The 15,403-nt window shown below is 72.5% G+C and carries 11 protein-coding genes; 7 read left to right on the top strand and 4 right to left on the bottom strand.

Translation table 11 applies throughout. The features are described 5' to 3' along the window. Both glgX and QMF80_RS01055 read left to right on the top strand, forming a co-directional pair. Positions 1-2,328 carry a glycogen debranching protein GlgX gene (gene glgX, locus QMF80_RS01060; protein ID WP_502962728.1) on the top strand — a complete coding sequence of 776 codons (2,328 nt, stop codon included), beginning with the start codon at positions 1-3 and terminating at the stop codon, positions 2,326-2,328. Positions 2,329-2,482: 154 nt separating this feature from the next. Further along, entirely contained in the window at positions 2,483-3,205 is a 723-nt protein-coding gene (locus QMF80_RS01055) for a CDP-alcohol phosphatidyltransferase family protein (RefSeq protein WP_283448676.1), read from the top strand. Here the strand turns inward: QMF80_RS01055 and QMF80_RS01050 are convergent. Continuing rightward, complete coding sequence (locus QMF80_RS01050) at positions 3,186-3,680, bottom strand: FAD synthase family protein (protein WP_283448675.1); 495 nt, start codon at positions 3,678-3,680, stop codon at positions 3,186-3,188. The two genes, QMF80_RS01055 and QMF80_RS01050, sit on opposite strands and share 20 nt — an antisense overlap. Before the next feature lie 172 nt (positions 3,681-3,852). Between QMF80_RS01050 and QMF80_RS01045 the strand changes: the two genes are divergently transcribed. Genes QMF80_RS01045 through QMF80_RS01035 form a run of 3 tightly spaced genes read left to right on the top strand, consistent with a single transcriptional unit; the run spans position 3,853 to position 8,065 of the window. Beyond that, positions 3,853-5,058: a glycosyltransferase family 4 protein gene (locus tag QMF80_RS01045; RefSeq protein ID WP_283448824.1), complete on the top strand. Its 1,206-nt coding sequence runs from the start codon at positions 3,853-3,855 to the stop codon at positions 5,056-5,058. Then, a complete protein-coding gene (locus QMF80_RS01040) occupies positions 5,055-6,821 on the top strand; it encodes a lipopolysaccharide biosynthesis protein (protein ID WP_283448674.1) in 1,767 nt (588 codons plus the stop codon). Before QMF80_RS01045 ends, QMF80_RS01040 begins: the two co-directional genes overlap by 4 nt. Continuing rightward, positions 6,818-8,065 carry an MATE family efflux transporter gene (locus tag QMF80_RS01035; RefSeq protein WP_283448673.1) on the top strand — a complete coding sequence of 416 codons (1,248 nt, stop codon included), beginning with the start codon at positions 6,818-6,820 and terminating at the stop codon, positions 8,063-8,065. Before QMF80_RS01040 ends, QMF80_RS01035 begins: the two co-directional genes overlap by 4 nt. A 179-nt stretch (positions 8,066-8,244) precedes the next feature. On the opposite strand, the gene QMF80_RS01030 is transcribed toward QMF80_RS01035, so the two are convergent. After that, complete coding sequence (locus QMF80_RS01030; protein WP_283448671.1) at positions 8,245-9,765, bottom strand: hypothetical protein; 1,521 nt, start codon at positions 9,763-9,765, stop codon at positions 8,245-8,247. Positions 9,766-9,840: 75 nt separating this feature from the next. Between QMF80_RS01030 and QMF80_RS01025 the strand changes: the two genes are divergently transcribed. Both QMF80_RS01025 and QMF80_RS01020 read left to right on the top strand, forming a co-directional pair. Then, on the top strand, positions 9,841-10,380 hold the full coding sequence (locus tag QMF80_RS01025) for a WcaF family extracellular polysaccharide biosynthesis acetyltransferase (protein WP_283448670.1): 540 nt from the start codon (positions 9,841-9,843) through the stop codon (positions 10,378-10,380). 10 nt (positions 10,381-10,390) lie between these two features. Continuing rightward, positions 10,391-11,515 (top strand): glycosyltransferase, encoded by a 1,125-nt coding sequence (locus tag QMF80_RS01020; protein ID WP_283448668.1) that lies wholly within the window; start codon positions 10,391-10,393, stop codon positions 11,513-11,515. Between the two features lie 67 nt (positions 11,516-11,582). Here QMF80_RS01020 and QMF80_RS01015 read toward each other — a convergent pair whose 3' ends face one another. Both QMF80_RS01015 and QMF80_RS01010 read right to left on the bottom strand, forming a co-directional pair. Next, positions 11,583-12,257, bottom strand: a complete 675-nt coding sequence (locus QMF80_RS01015) for a hypothetical protein (protein ID WP_283448666.1) — start codon at positions 12,255-12,257, stop codon at positions 11,583-11,585. A gap of 127 nt (positions 12,258-12,384) precedes the next feature. Then, the gene (locus QMF80_RS01010) at positions 12,385-15,165 is read right to left on the bottom strand and encodes a CBM96 family carbohydrate-binding protein (protein WP_283448664.1); all 2,781 of its coding nucleotides are present in this window, start codon (positions 15,163-15,165) and stop codon (positions 12,385-12,387) included. Positions 15,166-15,403: the final 238 nt, after the last annotated feature.

The following is a 15,403-nucleotide window of genomic DNA, read 5'->3' as shown; positions in this document are numbered from 1 at the left end:
GTGACGAGCGCAGCCGAGGACGAGGCGGTGGAATCCGTTCCGCACGCCCAGCGCACGATCGACGTCGGGTCCGGAGGCCGGTCCGCAGGACCGGTGAACGGCCGGGCGGACACGCAGGTCAGGGAGCCCGCCGCGGCTCCGGTACGGGCGCCCACCCGCCCGGCGCCGATGGTGTGGCCCGGCTCCTCGCACCCCTTGGGGGCCCGCTACCGGACCGGCCGGACCATCGGCGCCGGACCCGCGGGCACCAACTTCGCGCTCTGGGCGCAGGGCGCGGAGTCGGTGGAGCTGTGCCTGTTCGACGAGGGCGGCGCCGAGACCCGGTGCACGCTGACGGAGCTGACGCACGAGATCTGGCACGGTTTCGTGCCGGGCGTGCGCCCGGGGCAGCGGTACGGGTTCCGGGTGCACGGGCGCTGGGACCCCTGGACGGGGGCCCGCTACAACCCGGCGAAGCTGCTGCTGGATCCGTACGCCCGGGCCGTGGACGGCGACTTCACCCTGCCGCCCGAGGTGTACGGGCACGTCCGGGACTGGCCGCAGCAGTACATCGCGGACACCGTGCGCGACGACCGGGACTCGGCGCCCTTCGTGCCGAAGGGGGTGGTCGTCCACGACGACGACGACTGGGCCGACGACGTGCGGCCCAAGACGCCGTGGGCGGACTCGGTCATCTACGAGCTGCACGTGCGCGGGTTCACCATGCGCCACCCGGGGATCCCCGAGGAACTGCGCGGCACCTACGCGGGGCTGGCGCATCCGGCGGCGATCGAGCACCTGACCGCGCTGGGGGTGACGGCGGTGGAGCTCTTGCCGGTGCACCAGTTCGCGCACGAGGACCACCTGCTGCGCCGGGGCCTGCGCAACTACTGGGGCTACAACTCGGTCGGCTACTTCGCCCCGCACGCCGGGTACTCCGCCTCGGGCACCACCGGGCAGCAGGTCGGCGAGTTCAAGCGGATGGTCCGGGCCCTGCACGCGGCGGGGATCGAGGTGATCCTCGACGTGGTCTACAACCACACGGCGGAGGCGGGCGAGCTGGGTCCCACGCTGTCCCTGCGCGGGATCGACAACCGCGGCTACTACCGGCTGCAGAACGACCAGCGGCGCTACTCCGACTACACCGGCTGCGGGAACACCCTGCACGCGGGGCGCCCGCACGTGCTGCGGCTGATCACCGATTCGCTGCGCTACTGGGTGACCGAGATGGGGGTGGACGGCTTCCGCTTCGACTTGGCGGCGGCGCTGGCCCGCTCGATGCACGACGTGGACATGCTCTCCCCGTTCCTGGCGGTGATCGCCCAGGATCCGGTGCTGCGGCGGGTGAAGCTGATCGCGGAGCCGTGGGACGTGGGCTCGGGGGGCTACCAGGTGGGCGCGTTCCCCCCGTTGTGGACCGAGTGGAACGACCGCTACCGGGACGCGGTCCGGGACTTCTGGCGCGGCGCGCTGCCCGACGTACGGGATTTGGGGTACCGGCTGTCGGGGTCCAGCGACCTGTACGCGTGGGGCGGGCGGCGCCCGTACGCCTCGGTGAACTTCGTGACCGCGCACGACGGTTTCACCCTGCGCGACCTGGTGTCCTACGAGCGCAAGCACAACGAGGCGAACGGCGAGGCCGGCCGGGACGGTACGAACGACAACCGGTCGTGGAACGGCGGGGTGGAGGGGGATCCGCCCGAGGGCACGGATCCGCGGGTCGCGGCGCTGCGGCGGCGCCAGCTGCGCAACCTCCTGACCACGCTGCTGCTGTCGACGGGGGTGCCGATGCTGGTGGCGGGCGACGAGTTCGGCCGGACCCAGGGCGGCAACAACAACGCGTACTGCCAGGACAACGAGACGGGGTGGGTGGACTGGTCGCTGCTGGAGGATCCGGTCTGGCGGGAGCTGTTCGCGCTGACCGCCCGGCTGGTGCGGCTGCGTCAGGAGCATCCGGTGCTGCGGCGGCGGGCGTTCTTCTCGGGACGGGCCGAGGGCACGGACGGGCTGCGGGACTTGGCGTGGTTCACCCCGGGCGGCGCGGAGATGACCGAGCGGGACTGGTACGCGCCCGCCGCCGCACTGGGTCTGTACCTGTCGGGGCGGGACATCCCGGGGCGGGACGAGCGGGGGCGCCAGATCACCGACGACAGCTTCCTCGCGCTGCTGCACGCCGGGGACCGGCCGGTGGCGTGGTCGCTGCCGGGGGCGCCGTGGGCGGAGGAGTACGAGGTGGTGCTGGACACCTCGCGGGAGGAGCAGGCGGCGGCGCCGGGGGCGCGGCACCGGGGCGGCCGACCGATGACGGTTCCGGCCCGGTCGGTGGTGCTGCTGCGGGTGGTGGCCTGAGCGGGCGGGGGCCGCGCGCCGGGTTTCCGGAAAGCCCCCGGGGGCTTTCCGGCCAACGGCCGCGGCGGCTCCGCTCCGCCCTGCGATGATGTCCCGTCGTACACGCGTGCTGCTGCGCACGCGTTCCAACGGGGACGTCGAAGGGGCTGTGCGGATGGCGAGTGTCGGGACCGCGCTACGGGAGTTGCGCGGGGCGCAGAAGTCGGCGAAGGGGGTGTCCCTGTACTCCCGCTTCGTGAACCGGCCGGCCGGGCGCTACCTGGCCGCGGGTTCGTACGCGCTGGGCCTGAGCCCGAACCAGGTGACGCTGGTCAGCGCCGCCTTCAGCTTCGCCGCCGTGGGCGCCGTGGCGCTCGTCGCGCCGTCGTGGGGGCTCGGGATCGCGGTGTGGGCGGCGCTCGCCGTCGGCTTCGCCTTCGACTCGGCCGACGGGCAGCTGGCCCGGCTGCGGGGCGGTGGCAGCGCGGCGGGCGAGTGGCTCGACCACGTCGTGGACTGCGCCAAGCTGACGGCGCTGCACACCTGTGTGCTGCTCGCCTTCTACCGGTTCCCCGAGGAGTACGGGACCGCCGGTGACGGCTGGCTGCTGGTGCCGCTGGGCTTCCAGTTCGCGGCCGTGGTGACCTTCTTCGGCGGACTGCTGACGGAGAAGCTCAAGCCCAAGGCGGCTCCGGGGAGCCCCGCCGCCGCGCCCTCCACCGTGCGCGCGGTCGCGCTGCTGCCGGTGGACTACGGGGTGTTCTGCCTGGTGTTCCTGCTGCTGGGCGGCGGGGCGATGTTCCGGTGGGCCTACGCGGGCCTGGGTGCGGTGGCCGTGCTGTTCCTGCTGGCGTTCCTCGCGAAGTGGTTCCGGGAACTCAGCGCAGTTCGACGGTGAGCGGGACACCCGCCGGTACGCCCAGGGGGGCGGCGAGCGCGTCCAGGGCCCGGCGCAGCTGGGTGCTGGACGTGTGCACGGTGTAGGGGAAGTAGACGACGTCGACGCCGACGGCGTCGAAGTCCTCTTCCAGCCGTCGGCCCTTGGGCGTTCCGCGCCAGTCGTCGCCCTTGAAGATCACGTCGAAGCGGACCTGCTTCCACGTCTCCACCTTGTCGGGGACGGTCTCGACGAAAGCCGCGTCGACGTACTTCACGCTGCGGACGATTTCCAGCCGCTCGACGAGCGGGATCATCGGGCGCCGCCCCTTGGCGAGTTCCGCCATCTCGTCGGAGACCACTCCGGCCACCAGGTAGTCGCACTGACTACGGGCGTGCCGAAGGATGTTGAGATGCCCGATGTGGAACAGATCGTAGGCACCCGGCGCGTAGCCGACCCGGTAGGGCCTGCGTGCGGGCGCGCCAAGTTCGGACATGTCCTGCTCCGTCATCTGTTACCCCCCAGAAGCCGCGCCCCCCGGCGCGGCGGATTAGCAGACAATAGCGTGCACGTTCCGCGCCGTGCGGGTGAACGATTAGGGTGTGCAGCGCATCGACCTGGGGGGAAGGGGACGTTCAGTGTCCATATCCGGTCACCGGCGCCTGCTGCTGGTTTCCACCAATTACGCTCCCGAGCACGCGGGTATTGGCCCGTACGCCACTCAAATCGCAGAGCACTGGGCGAATATCGGCCACGATACCCATGTTCTCGCGGGTATGCCGCACTACCCCTCCTGGTCTCTCGAACCGGAGTACAAGGGGGCGCTCAGGCGCACGGAGCAGCGCGCGGGGGTGACCGTGCACCGGCGTGCGCACACCGTCCCGTCGCGCCAGAGCGCTGTCACCCGGGCCCTGTTCGAAGGATCGATCCTGCTGCACGGCGCCGTGGCCCCGCCCCGGATGCCGAAGCCGGACGCGGTCCTCGCCCAGATGCCCAGCCTCGCGGGCGGTGTGCTCGCGGCCCGGCTCGCGGCCCGCTGGAAGGTGCCGTACGTCCCCGTCGTCCAGGACCTGATGGGGGCCGCCGCCGCGCAGAGCGGGATCAGCGGCGGCGACAAGGCCGCCGTGATCGCCGCCAGGGCCGAGGCGTACGCCCTCAAGCGCGCCACCCTGGTCGGCGTCATCCACGAGACCTTCGTGGACCGCGTCGTGGGCATGGGCGTGGACCCGAAGCGGATCCGCGTCGTGCCCAACTGGTCGCACGTGCCCGCCCCCACCAAGCCGCGCGGTGAGACCCGTGCCCACCTGGGCTGGGCCCCCGGTCAGACCGTGGTGCTGCACTCCGGGAACATGGGCCTCAAGCAGGGCCTGGAAGTCCTCGTCGGCGCCGCCCGGCTGGACCCCTCCGTCCGCTTCGTCCTCATGGGCGACGGCAGCCAGCGGGGGGCGCTGGCCGACCTGTCGGCGGACGTACCGAACCTGGACATCATCCCCCCTGCCGCCGACGGCGAGTTCCCCGATATCCTCGCGGCGGCGGACGTGCTCGCGGTCACGCAGCACGCGGCCGTACTCGACATGAGCGTGCCGTCCAAGCTCACCTCCTACTTCGCGGCGGGCAGGCCCGTCATCGCCTCCGTGGCGGCGGAGGGCGGCACCGCCCAGGAGGTGGAGCGTTCGGGAGCCGGGGTGCTCGTCGCACCGGAAGACCCGGGCGCGCTGCTGAAGGCCGTACGCGCACTGGCCGAGGATCCGCGGGGGGCGGACGCGCTGGGCGCGGCCGGTCCGCGCCACGTGGCGGCTCACCTGAGCCGGGAAGCGGGCCTCGCCCGCATCGACGCACTGATAGACGAAGCACTTGGGGGTCCCCGGCCGTGATCGAGACGAACCGCCCGGCAGCGGTCCCGGCCGAGGACGAACCCGATCTCCTCAGAGATCAGTTCCGTCAGCTCCTGCGCTACCGCAGGCTGATCGGCGTGGGCATCGGCATCGGCCTGCTGGGCGGTGTGTACCTCGGCATATCGACGGCCGACACCTACGTCGCCACCGCCGACGTGGTCCTGCGCACCCCGACCGACGACCCGTTCAACCCGAGCATCGCCCCCGACAAGGCGATCAACATCGGCTCCGAACGCCAGGTCGCGCTCAGCAGTTCCATCGCGGGCGAGGCCGCGAAGAAGCTCGGGGTCAAGGACAGCGGATTCGCCGCGCTGCGCTCCGGACTCCAGGTCACCAACCCGCCGCAGACCATGGTGCTGCGCTTCACCTACACCTCCGGCTCGCCCACCGAGGCCGCCAAGCGCGCCAACGCGATGACGGAGGCGTACCTGCTCAAGCGGCGCGACGCCCTCGACGTCACCCGTGACGCCATGGTCAAGAGCTACAAGGACCAGCGCGACCCGGTCGCCAAGCAGCTCGACGACCTGGTCAAGCAGATCGCCCAGATACCCGCGGGCAGCGCGCGCGACGCCGCGTACTCCTCCCGGACCGACCTGCAGAGCAAGGTCGGCCAGCTCAACGGGAACATCGCCAAGCTCGACGCCCTCGACATGACCCCCGGCCGGGTCACCAGCGCCGCGACGGTGCCCACCCAGCCCGACGGGCCCGGCATCGTCATGTCGCTCGCGCTCGGCGCGGCCGTAGGTCTCGCGCTCGGCCTGCTGGCCGCCTGGGTCCGCCTCGTCTTCGACCCCGCGCCGCGCTCCGACGGGGACGTCTCGCGCGCCCTGCGCGCCCCCGTCCTCGGGAACCTGCCCCGCGACAAGACGGGCGGCGGGCCGCTGCTCGCCGCCGGTGAGGCCGACCCGAGGCTCGCGGAGGAGTACCGGTCGGTGGCCTTCCGGCTCGCCTACGACTCCCGCTTCGCCGACCGGCGGCGGCTGCTCGTGGTCGCCCCGCGCGGCAGCAGCGAGACCGCCGCCGCCGTGGCCGTGAACCTCGCCGCCTCCTTCGCCGAGACCGGCAAGGACGTCCTGCTCATCGAGGCCGACCTGCGGACGCCGCTGCTCGCGAGCCAGCTGCCCACCGACGCGGGCGGGCGGCCCCGCTGGAGCCAGATGCCGGGCGGACCGGCCCAGGGCGGACACCCCGGGCCCACCGAGTCCGACTGGCCCGACGGGCGCCAGCTCGTCGTGGACGCCGGTGAGTCGGGCGCCTTCGACCTGATCCCCGGCGAGCGGGTGCGCAACGTCGCCCGCGCACTCACCACCCCGCGCGCGACCCGGCTGATCTCGGAGGCGGACTCCCCCAACTCCACCGTGGTCGTGCTCGCCCCGCCCGTCCTGTCCTACGCCGACGCGCTGGCCCTCGTCGACCGGGTCGACGGCGTCCTCGTCGTCTGCGACCCGCGCGCCGTGCACCGCACCGACCTGTCCCGGATCCGCGAGCTGATCAGCGGCGCGGGCGGCACCGTGCTGGGCGCGGTCCTGCACGGTCCGCTGCCGGGCGACAAGCGCGGCCGGTCCACGTCCAAGTCCAAGGGGGCGACCCCGGCGGCCGCGACGCCCCCGGCGGCCCCCGCCCCCGCCACCACCCCGGCGGCCCGTACCGAGTCGGCCGAACCGGCCGAACCGGACCAGCACATCCCCGGTGACGGCAGCGAAACGGTCGCCCTGCGCACGGTCCGCACGGGCCAGAGGTGAGCGGGCGCGGCCTCGCCGCGGTCTCCTCGGTGCTGGACCAGGCCGCGGCCAGCGCCACCAACATCCTGGTGCTGGTGCTGGCCGCCCGGCTGTCCACCACGTCCGGCTTCGCCGCCTTCTCGATGGTCTACGTGACCTTCAGCGTGCTGCTCGGGCTGAACATGGCGTACGTCGGCCAGAGCGTCGTCCTGGAGCGCGGCGAGCGGATCGGCGCGGTCTGCCGGTCGGCGGTGGCCTTCACCGGGGCCGCCTCGCTGATCGTGGGTGTGGCACTGGCCGTGGTCGGCCTGCTGCTCCCGGGGGCGAACGGCTGGGCGTTCCTGGCCCTGGGGGCGGTCCTGCCGCTGGTCCTGGTCCAGGACGGGCTGCGGTACTGCTTCTCGGCGCTGCACGCGCCCGAACGGGCCCTGGCCGCCGATGCGTTGAGGCTTCTGTGCGTGGTGAGCGCGCTACTGCTCCAGCCGTCGGGGGCCGCACCGGGGCGGCTGGTGCTGGTGTGGGGCGTCTCGGCGCTCCCGGCGCTCGCGCTCGGCCTGGTGCTGCTGCGGCCGTACGTGCGGGGGGCGCGGGCCGATCTGCGGCCGTACCTGCGCCGGGGGCACCTCGGGCAGCGTTTCGTGGTCGAGTTCGCCGTGGGCAACGGGTCCAGCCAGCTGGCGGTGCTCGGGCTCGGCGTGTTCGCGACCCCGCTCGCGGTCGGTGCGCTGCGGGGTGCGACCACGCTCTTCGGGCCGCTGAACGTGCTGTTCAACTCCGCGAACGCCTTCGGGCCGCCGATGCTGGCGCGGCGCGGGGGCAAGCGGGGGGTGGTCCGTACGACGGCCGCGCTCGGGCTGGGCCTGGCGCTGCTCGGCGCCGCGTGGGCCGCCGTCCTGTACCTGCTGCCCGACCGGCTGGGCCGTCAACTGCTCGGCGACACCTGGGGTTCGGCGGCGGCGCTGCTTCCGGCCACGGGGGCGCAGTACTCGGCGATGGGGCTGGGGACCTGCGCCCTGCTGACCCTGCGGGTGCTGGCGCCGAAGGCGACGCTCTCGGTGCAGGTGGTGTTCTCGGTGCTGTCCGTGGTGTTCCTGCTCGTCGGCTACGCCGGGTGGGGGGCGCAGGGCGCCGCCTGGGGCCTGGCGGCCGGCTCGGTCCTCAAGGCGGCGGCCGCCTGGTTGCGGGTCTCCCGCCTGTCCGCCCCGGCGGGCCCGGCGGCCCCGTCCACCCCGGCCCCGGCCATCCCCGGCCTGCCGACCGCCTGAGCGCCCACCACCCCCCGGCCCGGCCGACTCCAGCCTGCCCGCTTGAGGGCCCGCCGAAGGCAGCACGGGCCGCGGGCACGCACCTACCGGTCCGACGCCGGGCGCACCTCGTGGACCCTCCGGGGGCGCCTCAAACGCCGGCGAGGCCGACATGGGCGCCGGGGCTGACCCGCGGGGCGTTAGCGGAGGGTGGTTTTGCGGTCCTGGCGGTGGGTGGCTATCAGGGCCAGGCAGAGGGCCGCGATCGCCACCCGCCCCGACGCCTGGAGCAGCGGCCCCCGCAGCAGGATGAAGGAGTAGCCCGCGACCAGCGGGACCACCACCGAGATCAGGCTCCCCGGCGGCGCCCGCCGCGTGGCCCGCTTCGCGTACCGCCGGTCCACCCGCGCGGCGGCGTACCCCATCGCCAGCAGCCCGGCCCCCATCCCCAGCGGCCCGAAGTCCAGCCACAGCTCGGCCCAGATCGGCGAGGACAGGTTGGTGTTGACCGTGCCCATCCACTGGCCCACCATCACGCCCGTGTCCCTCGGCTTGCCGGGCCACACCGAGCGCGGTACCGCGAAGAAGACGGATCCGGCCAGCTGGCGCCCGTAGAAGTGGCCCGGGCCGGAGTTCGAGAAGGTGATGGTGTTCGCGAACATGCCGATCTGGTCGTAGTCCTTGAGCGCCATCGGCTCCAGGAACGAGGTCGTCTCGACCGGCTTGTAGTTCTTCTCGTCGTAGCGGAAGCGGTCCGCGAAGGGGAAGACCAGCAGGGCGATCACCACGGCCATCGACAGCGCGACCCGGTACATCGCCGCGCTCACCGGGAAGACCGTGAACAGCAGCGCGAACATGACCGTCAGGAACCAGTACCGCGGGTTCGAGATCGGGTTGTTGACCACGATGTTGAGGGCCGCCAGCGCGGCCCACACCGCGATCACGGACGGCCTGCGGCGGGCGTGCACCGAAGTGACCAGCCAGCGGGTGTAGCAGAGCAGGGCGAGCAGCGCCGGTACCGTGCCGAAGCCGCGCAGGAAGGCCTGCCCCGCCTGGCCGTCGGTGGAGACGCCCGCTTCCTGGATGCCCGCGATGATCTCCTGGCGGCTGCTGAAGAAGACCGCCGGGCCGCCGAGCTTCATGATGAACGCCGCACTGCACAGGAACGCGAGCAGCGTGAGCAGTTGCAGGCGCCGGTGGTGCGTCATGACCGGCCGGGGTTCGCGCTGCGAGCCGCCCGCACGCCCCGACGGCCGGTGCCGGGCGAGCAGGACGCCCACATCGAAGGCGGTGCAGCCGAGCAGTACCAGCCCGATCGCCACGGTGAGGTCGGAGCGGGGGCCGACGACGGGCGTCGGGACCTGCCCGAGGACGGCCTGCGCGAGCGGGGCCACCCCCATCGCCATGTAGACGAAGAGCCAGAAGGAGCCCTGGAGCAGTTTGCGCCTGCTGGTGAGGACCATCGCGGAGAGCCGGGCGCCCGCGTACATGGTGAGCGCCAACTGGAGCCAGAACGCCGCGTCATGGGCGCCCGCACCGGACTGCGAGGCCACGAACAGCGGCAGGAAGACGGTGAAACCGATGGCGAGGGGCACCGACAGCGCGCGGGAGAGCAGGGTGCGCGGGGTGGTGACCCGGCCCCAGCGGCCCGGCTCCTCGTGCGGGTGCGGGGCGGGGGGCGCGGCGGGCGCGGATATGGGTCCGCGTACGTTTGTTGCCATTGTGCCCCCGCCCCCTGTGCCTGGTCCGCGCGCAGTCTAGTCTGACCCGACGGGGATGGAGTGGGGGGTACTTCGGTGCGCGATCTCCCGGCCTTCACGCTGGCCGGATACGACAAGGGGCGCGGTCTGCTGACGCAGGCGCTCTGGTTCGCCGTGATGAACACGGTGTTCATGGCCTGGTTCTGTCCGGCCCGGCTGCGGGTCGCGCTGCTGCGCGCCTTCGGCGCACAGATCGGCGAAGGCGTACTGATCCGGCACAAGGTGCGGGTGCTGTGGCCGTGGAAACTCACGGTCGGCGACCACACCTGGATCGGCGAGGGCGCCTGGCTGCTGAACCTGGAGCCGGTGACCATCGGCGCGCACGTGTGCGTCTCGCAGGAAGCCCTGCTCTGCACCGGCTCGCACGACCACCGCGCCGCCGACTTCCGTTACCGCAACGCCCCGATCACCGTCGAGGACGGCGCGTGGGTGGCCCTGCGGGCGACCGTGCTGGCGGGGGTGACCGTGGGGCGCTGCGCGGTGGCGGGCGCGGGGGCCGTCGTCCACAAGGACCTGCCCGAACTGACGCTGCAGACCGCGGACGGCACGCGCCGCCCGGTCGAGGAACCGAAGTGAGATCCCAGCCGTGAGAGTTCTGCACGCCGTCACCCTGCACTCCCCCACGCATGCCTTCGGGGGGCCGGTCCGGGTCGCCCTCAACCTCGCCAAGGGGCTGCGGGAGCGCGGGCACGAGGCGTCGCTGCTGGCACTCGGGGAGGGCTTCGAGGAGCCCTGGCCGACGGACGTCGAGGGCGTGCCGGCCCGGCTGTATCCGGCGAAGCGGCTGCTGCCGCTGGGGTTCAGCGGGATGACCTCGCCCGCGCTGCTGGCGGCGGCCGGGCGGCTGGTGCGCGGGGCCGACCTGGTCCACGTACACCTGGCCCGCGACCTGGTGACCCTGCCGATCGCGCTGGCCGCGCTGCGGGCGGGCAAGCCGCTGGTGCTCCAGACCCACGGCATGGTCGACCCGAGCGGGAAGCTGCTGGCGAAGGTCCTGGACGCGGTGGCGGTACGCCGGCTGCTGCGCGGGGCCGACGCGGTGCTGTACCTGACCCCGCACGAGCGGGAGGCCCTGGACGCGGTGGCCGGCGGGGCCGGACTGAGCAACACGGTGCGCCTGGTGAACGGCGTACCGGCGCAGGAGGCGCGGCCCGAGCTGTCGGGGCCGCCGCGGATCCTGTACTCGGCGCGGCTCCAGGAGCGCAAGCGTCCGGTGGACTTCGTGAACGCGGCGTCTCTGGTCGCGGAGCAAGTGCCGGACGCGCGGTACGTGGTGGCGGGGCCCGACGAGGGTGAGTACGGGGCCGTGTTCCACCGGATGACGACGATGCGGCTGGACGGCCGGATGACCATCCCCGGGGCGCTGACCAGCGAGCAGGTGCTGGCAGAGCTGCGACAGGCGCACGTGTACGTGCTGCCGTCGGTGGACGAGCCGTTCCCGATGTCGGTGCTGGAGGCCCTGTCCGTGGGCGTACCGGTGGTGGTGACCCACTCCAACGGCCTGGCCCGCGACATCGCGGCGGCGGGCGCGGGCCGGGCCGTGGCGCCCGGCCCGGAGGGAGTCGCGGAGGCCGTGCTGGAGCTGCTGGACCCGGCGGTGAACGGGGCGGCTTCGCTGGCCGCCCGCAAGCTGGCCGCCGAGTCCTTCTCCATGGAGGGGGTCCTGGACACGGTCCTGTCGGTCTACGAACGGGCCCTGCGAGCACGCTAGCCCGCCGGCCCGACGCACCTCGTGGACCCTCCGGGGGTGCCTCACACGCCGGCGGCCCGACGCGGCACTAGGCCGGGATCCAGGCGTAGCAGCCGGCGGAGACGAATTCCGCGGTGCCCGCCGGGACCTTCGCCACGATCTTGTCGCCCGCCTTGGGCGCGGTCTCCGGGCCGGAGGCCAGGGCGCCGCCGTCCTTGCCCTTCGCCTCCCACGTGCACGTGGTGCTCTGCGTCAGCGCGCGGTACGAGCCCGGCGCGGGCGAGGTGCGCGTGCCGTCCGGGAACCCCGTCAGGGCGGCCGTCAGCACCGGCTGCTGATCGGGGCAGAGCGCCGGGATCGCGTCCTTCGCCGCCGGGATCTCCCCCGCGATGATGGAGCCGATCGCCGCGTCCTTGTCGTGCTTGGCGGTGCGCTGCACCCGCTGGCAGGACTCCTGGCCGTTCTGGAGCACCGCGGCCGGGTCCATCTTCTCCGGGACGCGGCCGCTCAGGTACTTCTTCTCCTTGTCCGTGAAGCTGCCCGTCGCCGGGGTGAGCTTCGCGTCCGGCAGCACCGGGCCGGTCGGCTTGGCCGCCGGGGGCGCGGTGGCGGACGCGGAGTCCGCCGGGTCCGGGACGGAAGAGGAGGCCGGGGGCTTCGCCTTGCCGCCGCCCGCCGTCTCGGGATCGGCGTCCGAACTGCAGGCGGTCAGCGTCAGGGCGGCGGCCAGCAGGACCGCTGCCGCTGCGGAGCGTCGGTACATCAGGTGGCTCCCGTGGTGCTGGGTGGTACGGGCCGTGGTGGGACGGGCCGTGGTGGGACGGGCCGTGCAGACGGGTGCGGGGCCCGGCGGTGTGCCGGGCCCCGCACCCCTGTTCATCCGGCCGCGGTTACTTCGGGCCGAAGGTGAGCACGAGCTGCGGAACGGCGTCCGTAGCGGTCGACTCGGCGGACCAGAGCCAGAGCGGGTCGGTGCCCGCGCTGGTCAGGGCCATGCTGTAGCTGCCGCCCAGCACCGCGGTGAGCGCGGTGGTGTCCAGCTCGACGTTCTGGACGGCGGAACCGTCCGGGACGCCCGCGACCGAGCCGAGCACGGTCGTGCCCAGGGTGGGCTTGGTGGTGAAGGTGGTGGCCGCGCCGCTCCAGGTACCGGTGACCGGGACCACGTTGACGGTGTCGGTGGTGCCGGCGCCCGTCTGGGTGCTGGTCTTGAGCTGGAGGGAGGCGGCCTTCAGGACCTGTCCGGCCGGGGCGGCCGGGAGGTTGAAGCGCAGGTACGTCTCGTAGGCCGAGGTACCGCGCACCGCGAGCGAGGTGGACGCGCCGTAGGCGGTGCTGGGCGCGCCCTGGTTGATGTAGGTGTCCTCGGACGCGGAGACCTTGGAGACCGTGTCGGTGGGCGCCTTCGCCAGGTCGAAGTGGCTCTTGACCTGGGCCTGGGTGAGCACCTTCGGGTAGACGGCCGTCTCGTCGATCTGACCGGCGAAGAAGTTGCTCGTCGGGCGGCTGGGCCAGCCGGAGAGGTTGTCACCGCCGACGTGCCAGTAGCCGTTGTACGGGGTGGAGGCGGAGACGTTCAGCGACCCCTTGTTCTGGCCGTCGACGTAGAGGGTCATGCCACCGGGACCCTGGGTGCCGACCACGTGGTGCCACTTGTTGTCGTTGAAGGTGTCGAACAGACCGGTGGAGACGGTCCGGGCCGACCCGTTCGACATGCCGAAGACCAGCCGACCGGTGTTGGTCATGTAGATCTGCTTGTCGTACGTACCGCTGCTGCGGTCGGTGTTGTTGCCGAAGCCGACCAGCTTGCCGCCGCGGTAGGTGTTGGTCTTGAACCAGGTCTCGATGGAGTACGAGCTGCCCACCGACTGGCGGTGGTCGCTGTACACCTGCTGGCTCGTGCCGTTGAAGCCCATCGCGGTGCTGGTGCCGGAGACCGCGCCCGGGGTCTGGCGCAGGGCGGGGGCGTTCAGCTGGATGCCGCTGGTGTTGCCGCCGTCCGAGGAGTCGGCGACGTACGGGCTGACCGTGTCGTCGTAGCGCCAGTACAGGTTGGCGCCGTCGGCGCGGACCTGGTTCGGGTACGACTGGACGGAGGTCGGGACGGTCACCGAGACGTTCGGCGACAGGGCGCTGGTGTTGCCCGCCTCGTCGGTCGCGGTCACCCGGTAGCTGTAGGACTGGCCGGGCTTGACGGTGGTGTCGACCCAGGAGGCCTGGGGCCGCTCGAACTCCAGGGAGTCGGCGGTCATGGTCTGGATCGGGTTCGCCGAGCCGTTCCGGTAGATCCGGTACGTCAGCTTGCTGTCGTCCTCGTCGTAACTGGTGCGCCAGCGGACCTGGGCCTCGCCGGGCTTGACGCTCGCGGCGCTGGCCACCGGGGTGGTGGGCGCGCCGACGTCGCCGTTGGACGCGAAGCGGGTCAGAGCCTGCTGCTCCTCGCCGTTGACGGTGGTGAACTCACCGCCGACCCACATGTACTTGGTGTCGCCCTTGTCCGCGACGGCCATGACGCGCGGGCCGATGCCCTCGCCGAGGCCGTCGTTGGTGTCGGGGAACCAGCCGAGCTTGCGGGGGCTGGCCACGAAACCGTCGACCGGGGCGGGGGGTGTGCCCTGGTAGTTGGTGGGCTGGGCCAGCAGGTGGTGGCGGCGCCCGTCCGGGTACTCGCCGACGAGCGAGCAGTCGTGCGCGTGCGAGGAGCTGTAGAGGACTCCGTCGTAGGGCAGGACGAACTGGGTCGCGCCGAGGCAGCGGTCGCGCCACTTCTCGTTGAAGTCGCTGAGGTTCAGACCGATGCGGCCGTCGAAGACGCCGCCGCCCGAACCCTCGTTGCCCGTGTAGAAACCGGTCGCGTCGGTGGCGATCGACTTGACCACCGAGTTGCTCGGGATGGTGCCGTACGTCTTGACCACGGCGCCGGTGGTGGCGTTCGCGACGGCCAGCGCGTGGGTGTTGGACCCGTTGACCGAGAAGAAGTCGCCGCCCAGGAGGACGTTCTGGCCGTCCGGGGTGACCGTGATCGCGCGGCCCGGCTCGTCGGCGTTCGCGGTGAAGGCCTTCAGTGCACCGGAGGTGGCGTCGACCGCGGCGAACCGCTCGCGGGTCTGGCCCTCGACGGTGGAGAAGTCACCGGCCGCGTACAGGGTGTCGTCGGTGACCGCGAGCGCGCGCACGGTGGCGGGGAAGCTCGGGTGGAAGGCGGGCTTGGGCGCGCAGGTCGCGATGTCGATCGCGGCGAGGCTGGCGACCTGGGTCCCGTTCACGGCGCCGAAGTAGCCGGCCGCGTACAGGGTCTTGCCGTCCTTGGAGACGACGAGCGCGCGCACCGTCGCGGTGCCGTCGCCGACGGTGAAGCTGAGCTTGCAGTCGGTCGGGTTGCCCGTCGCGGCGTCGAGCGCGACGAAGTTGACCGCCTCCTGCTCGGAACCACTGCCCGCGCTCACGGGCGGGCGGACGGTGGAGAAGGTGCCACCGGCGAAGACGGTGCCGTTCGTCTGGGCCATGGCCCAGACGGTGCCGTTGGGCTGCCAGGTCGGCAGGGCATCGGCGGTGAATGCCACAGGCTGTGTGATGGCGGAGGCCTGGGGCATGAGCACCAGACCTATTCCGGCGCCGGCACCGACCAGTGACAGGGCGAGGGCAGCAGTCAGCCCTCTGGATCTACGCATGGGCCCCCCAGGGCATCGCCCGGTTTTGAATGGCTGGAACTATCAGAACAGCCATATGTACTGGCGCAGACTAGGCCGCACCTGAAGCCCGGTCACCTCTCTTGACCCATTGCTTACCAACTTGGAATCAACAGGCTTCAGGATGGAGGGTGCGATACAGACATACGGCAGGTATGCCCCGGTCACCCCCTGAAGGGCATGACCGGAACACGGCAAACTGTAGGGGAATGGCGCGGAG

This window comes from Streptomyces sp. G-G2, assembly GCF_030063135.1.
In the GTDB taxonomy this organism is placed as follows: domain Bacteria; phylum Actinomycetota; class Actinomycetes; order Streptomycetales; family Streptomycetaceae; genus Streptomyces.
Note: the sequence above shows the minus strand (reverse complement) of the source record. Positions and strands in the feature narration are given on the sequence as shown.

Coding starts and splice junctions, on each gene's coding strand:
- QMF80_RS01055 (WP_283448676.1), top strand. CDS start 2,483: ATGGCGAGTGTCGGGACCGCGCTACGGGAGTTGCGCGGGGCGCAGAAG.
- QMF80_RS01050 (WP_283448675.1), bottom strand. CDS start 3,680: ATGTCCGAACTTGGCGCGCCCGCACGCAGGCCCTACCGGGTCGGCTAC.
- QMF80_RS01030 (WP_283448671.1), bottom strand. CDS start 9,765: ATGGCAACAAACGTACGCGGACCCATATCCGCGCCCGCCGCGCCCCCC.
- QMF80_RS01015 (WP_283448666.1), bottom strand. CDS start 12,257: ATGTACCGACGCTCCGCAGCGGCAGCGGTCCTGCTGGCCGCCGCCCTG.
- QMF80_RS01010 (WP_283448664.1), bottom strand. CDS start 15,165: ATGCGTAGATCCAGAGGGCTGACTGCTGCCCTCGCCCTGTCACTGGTC.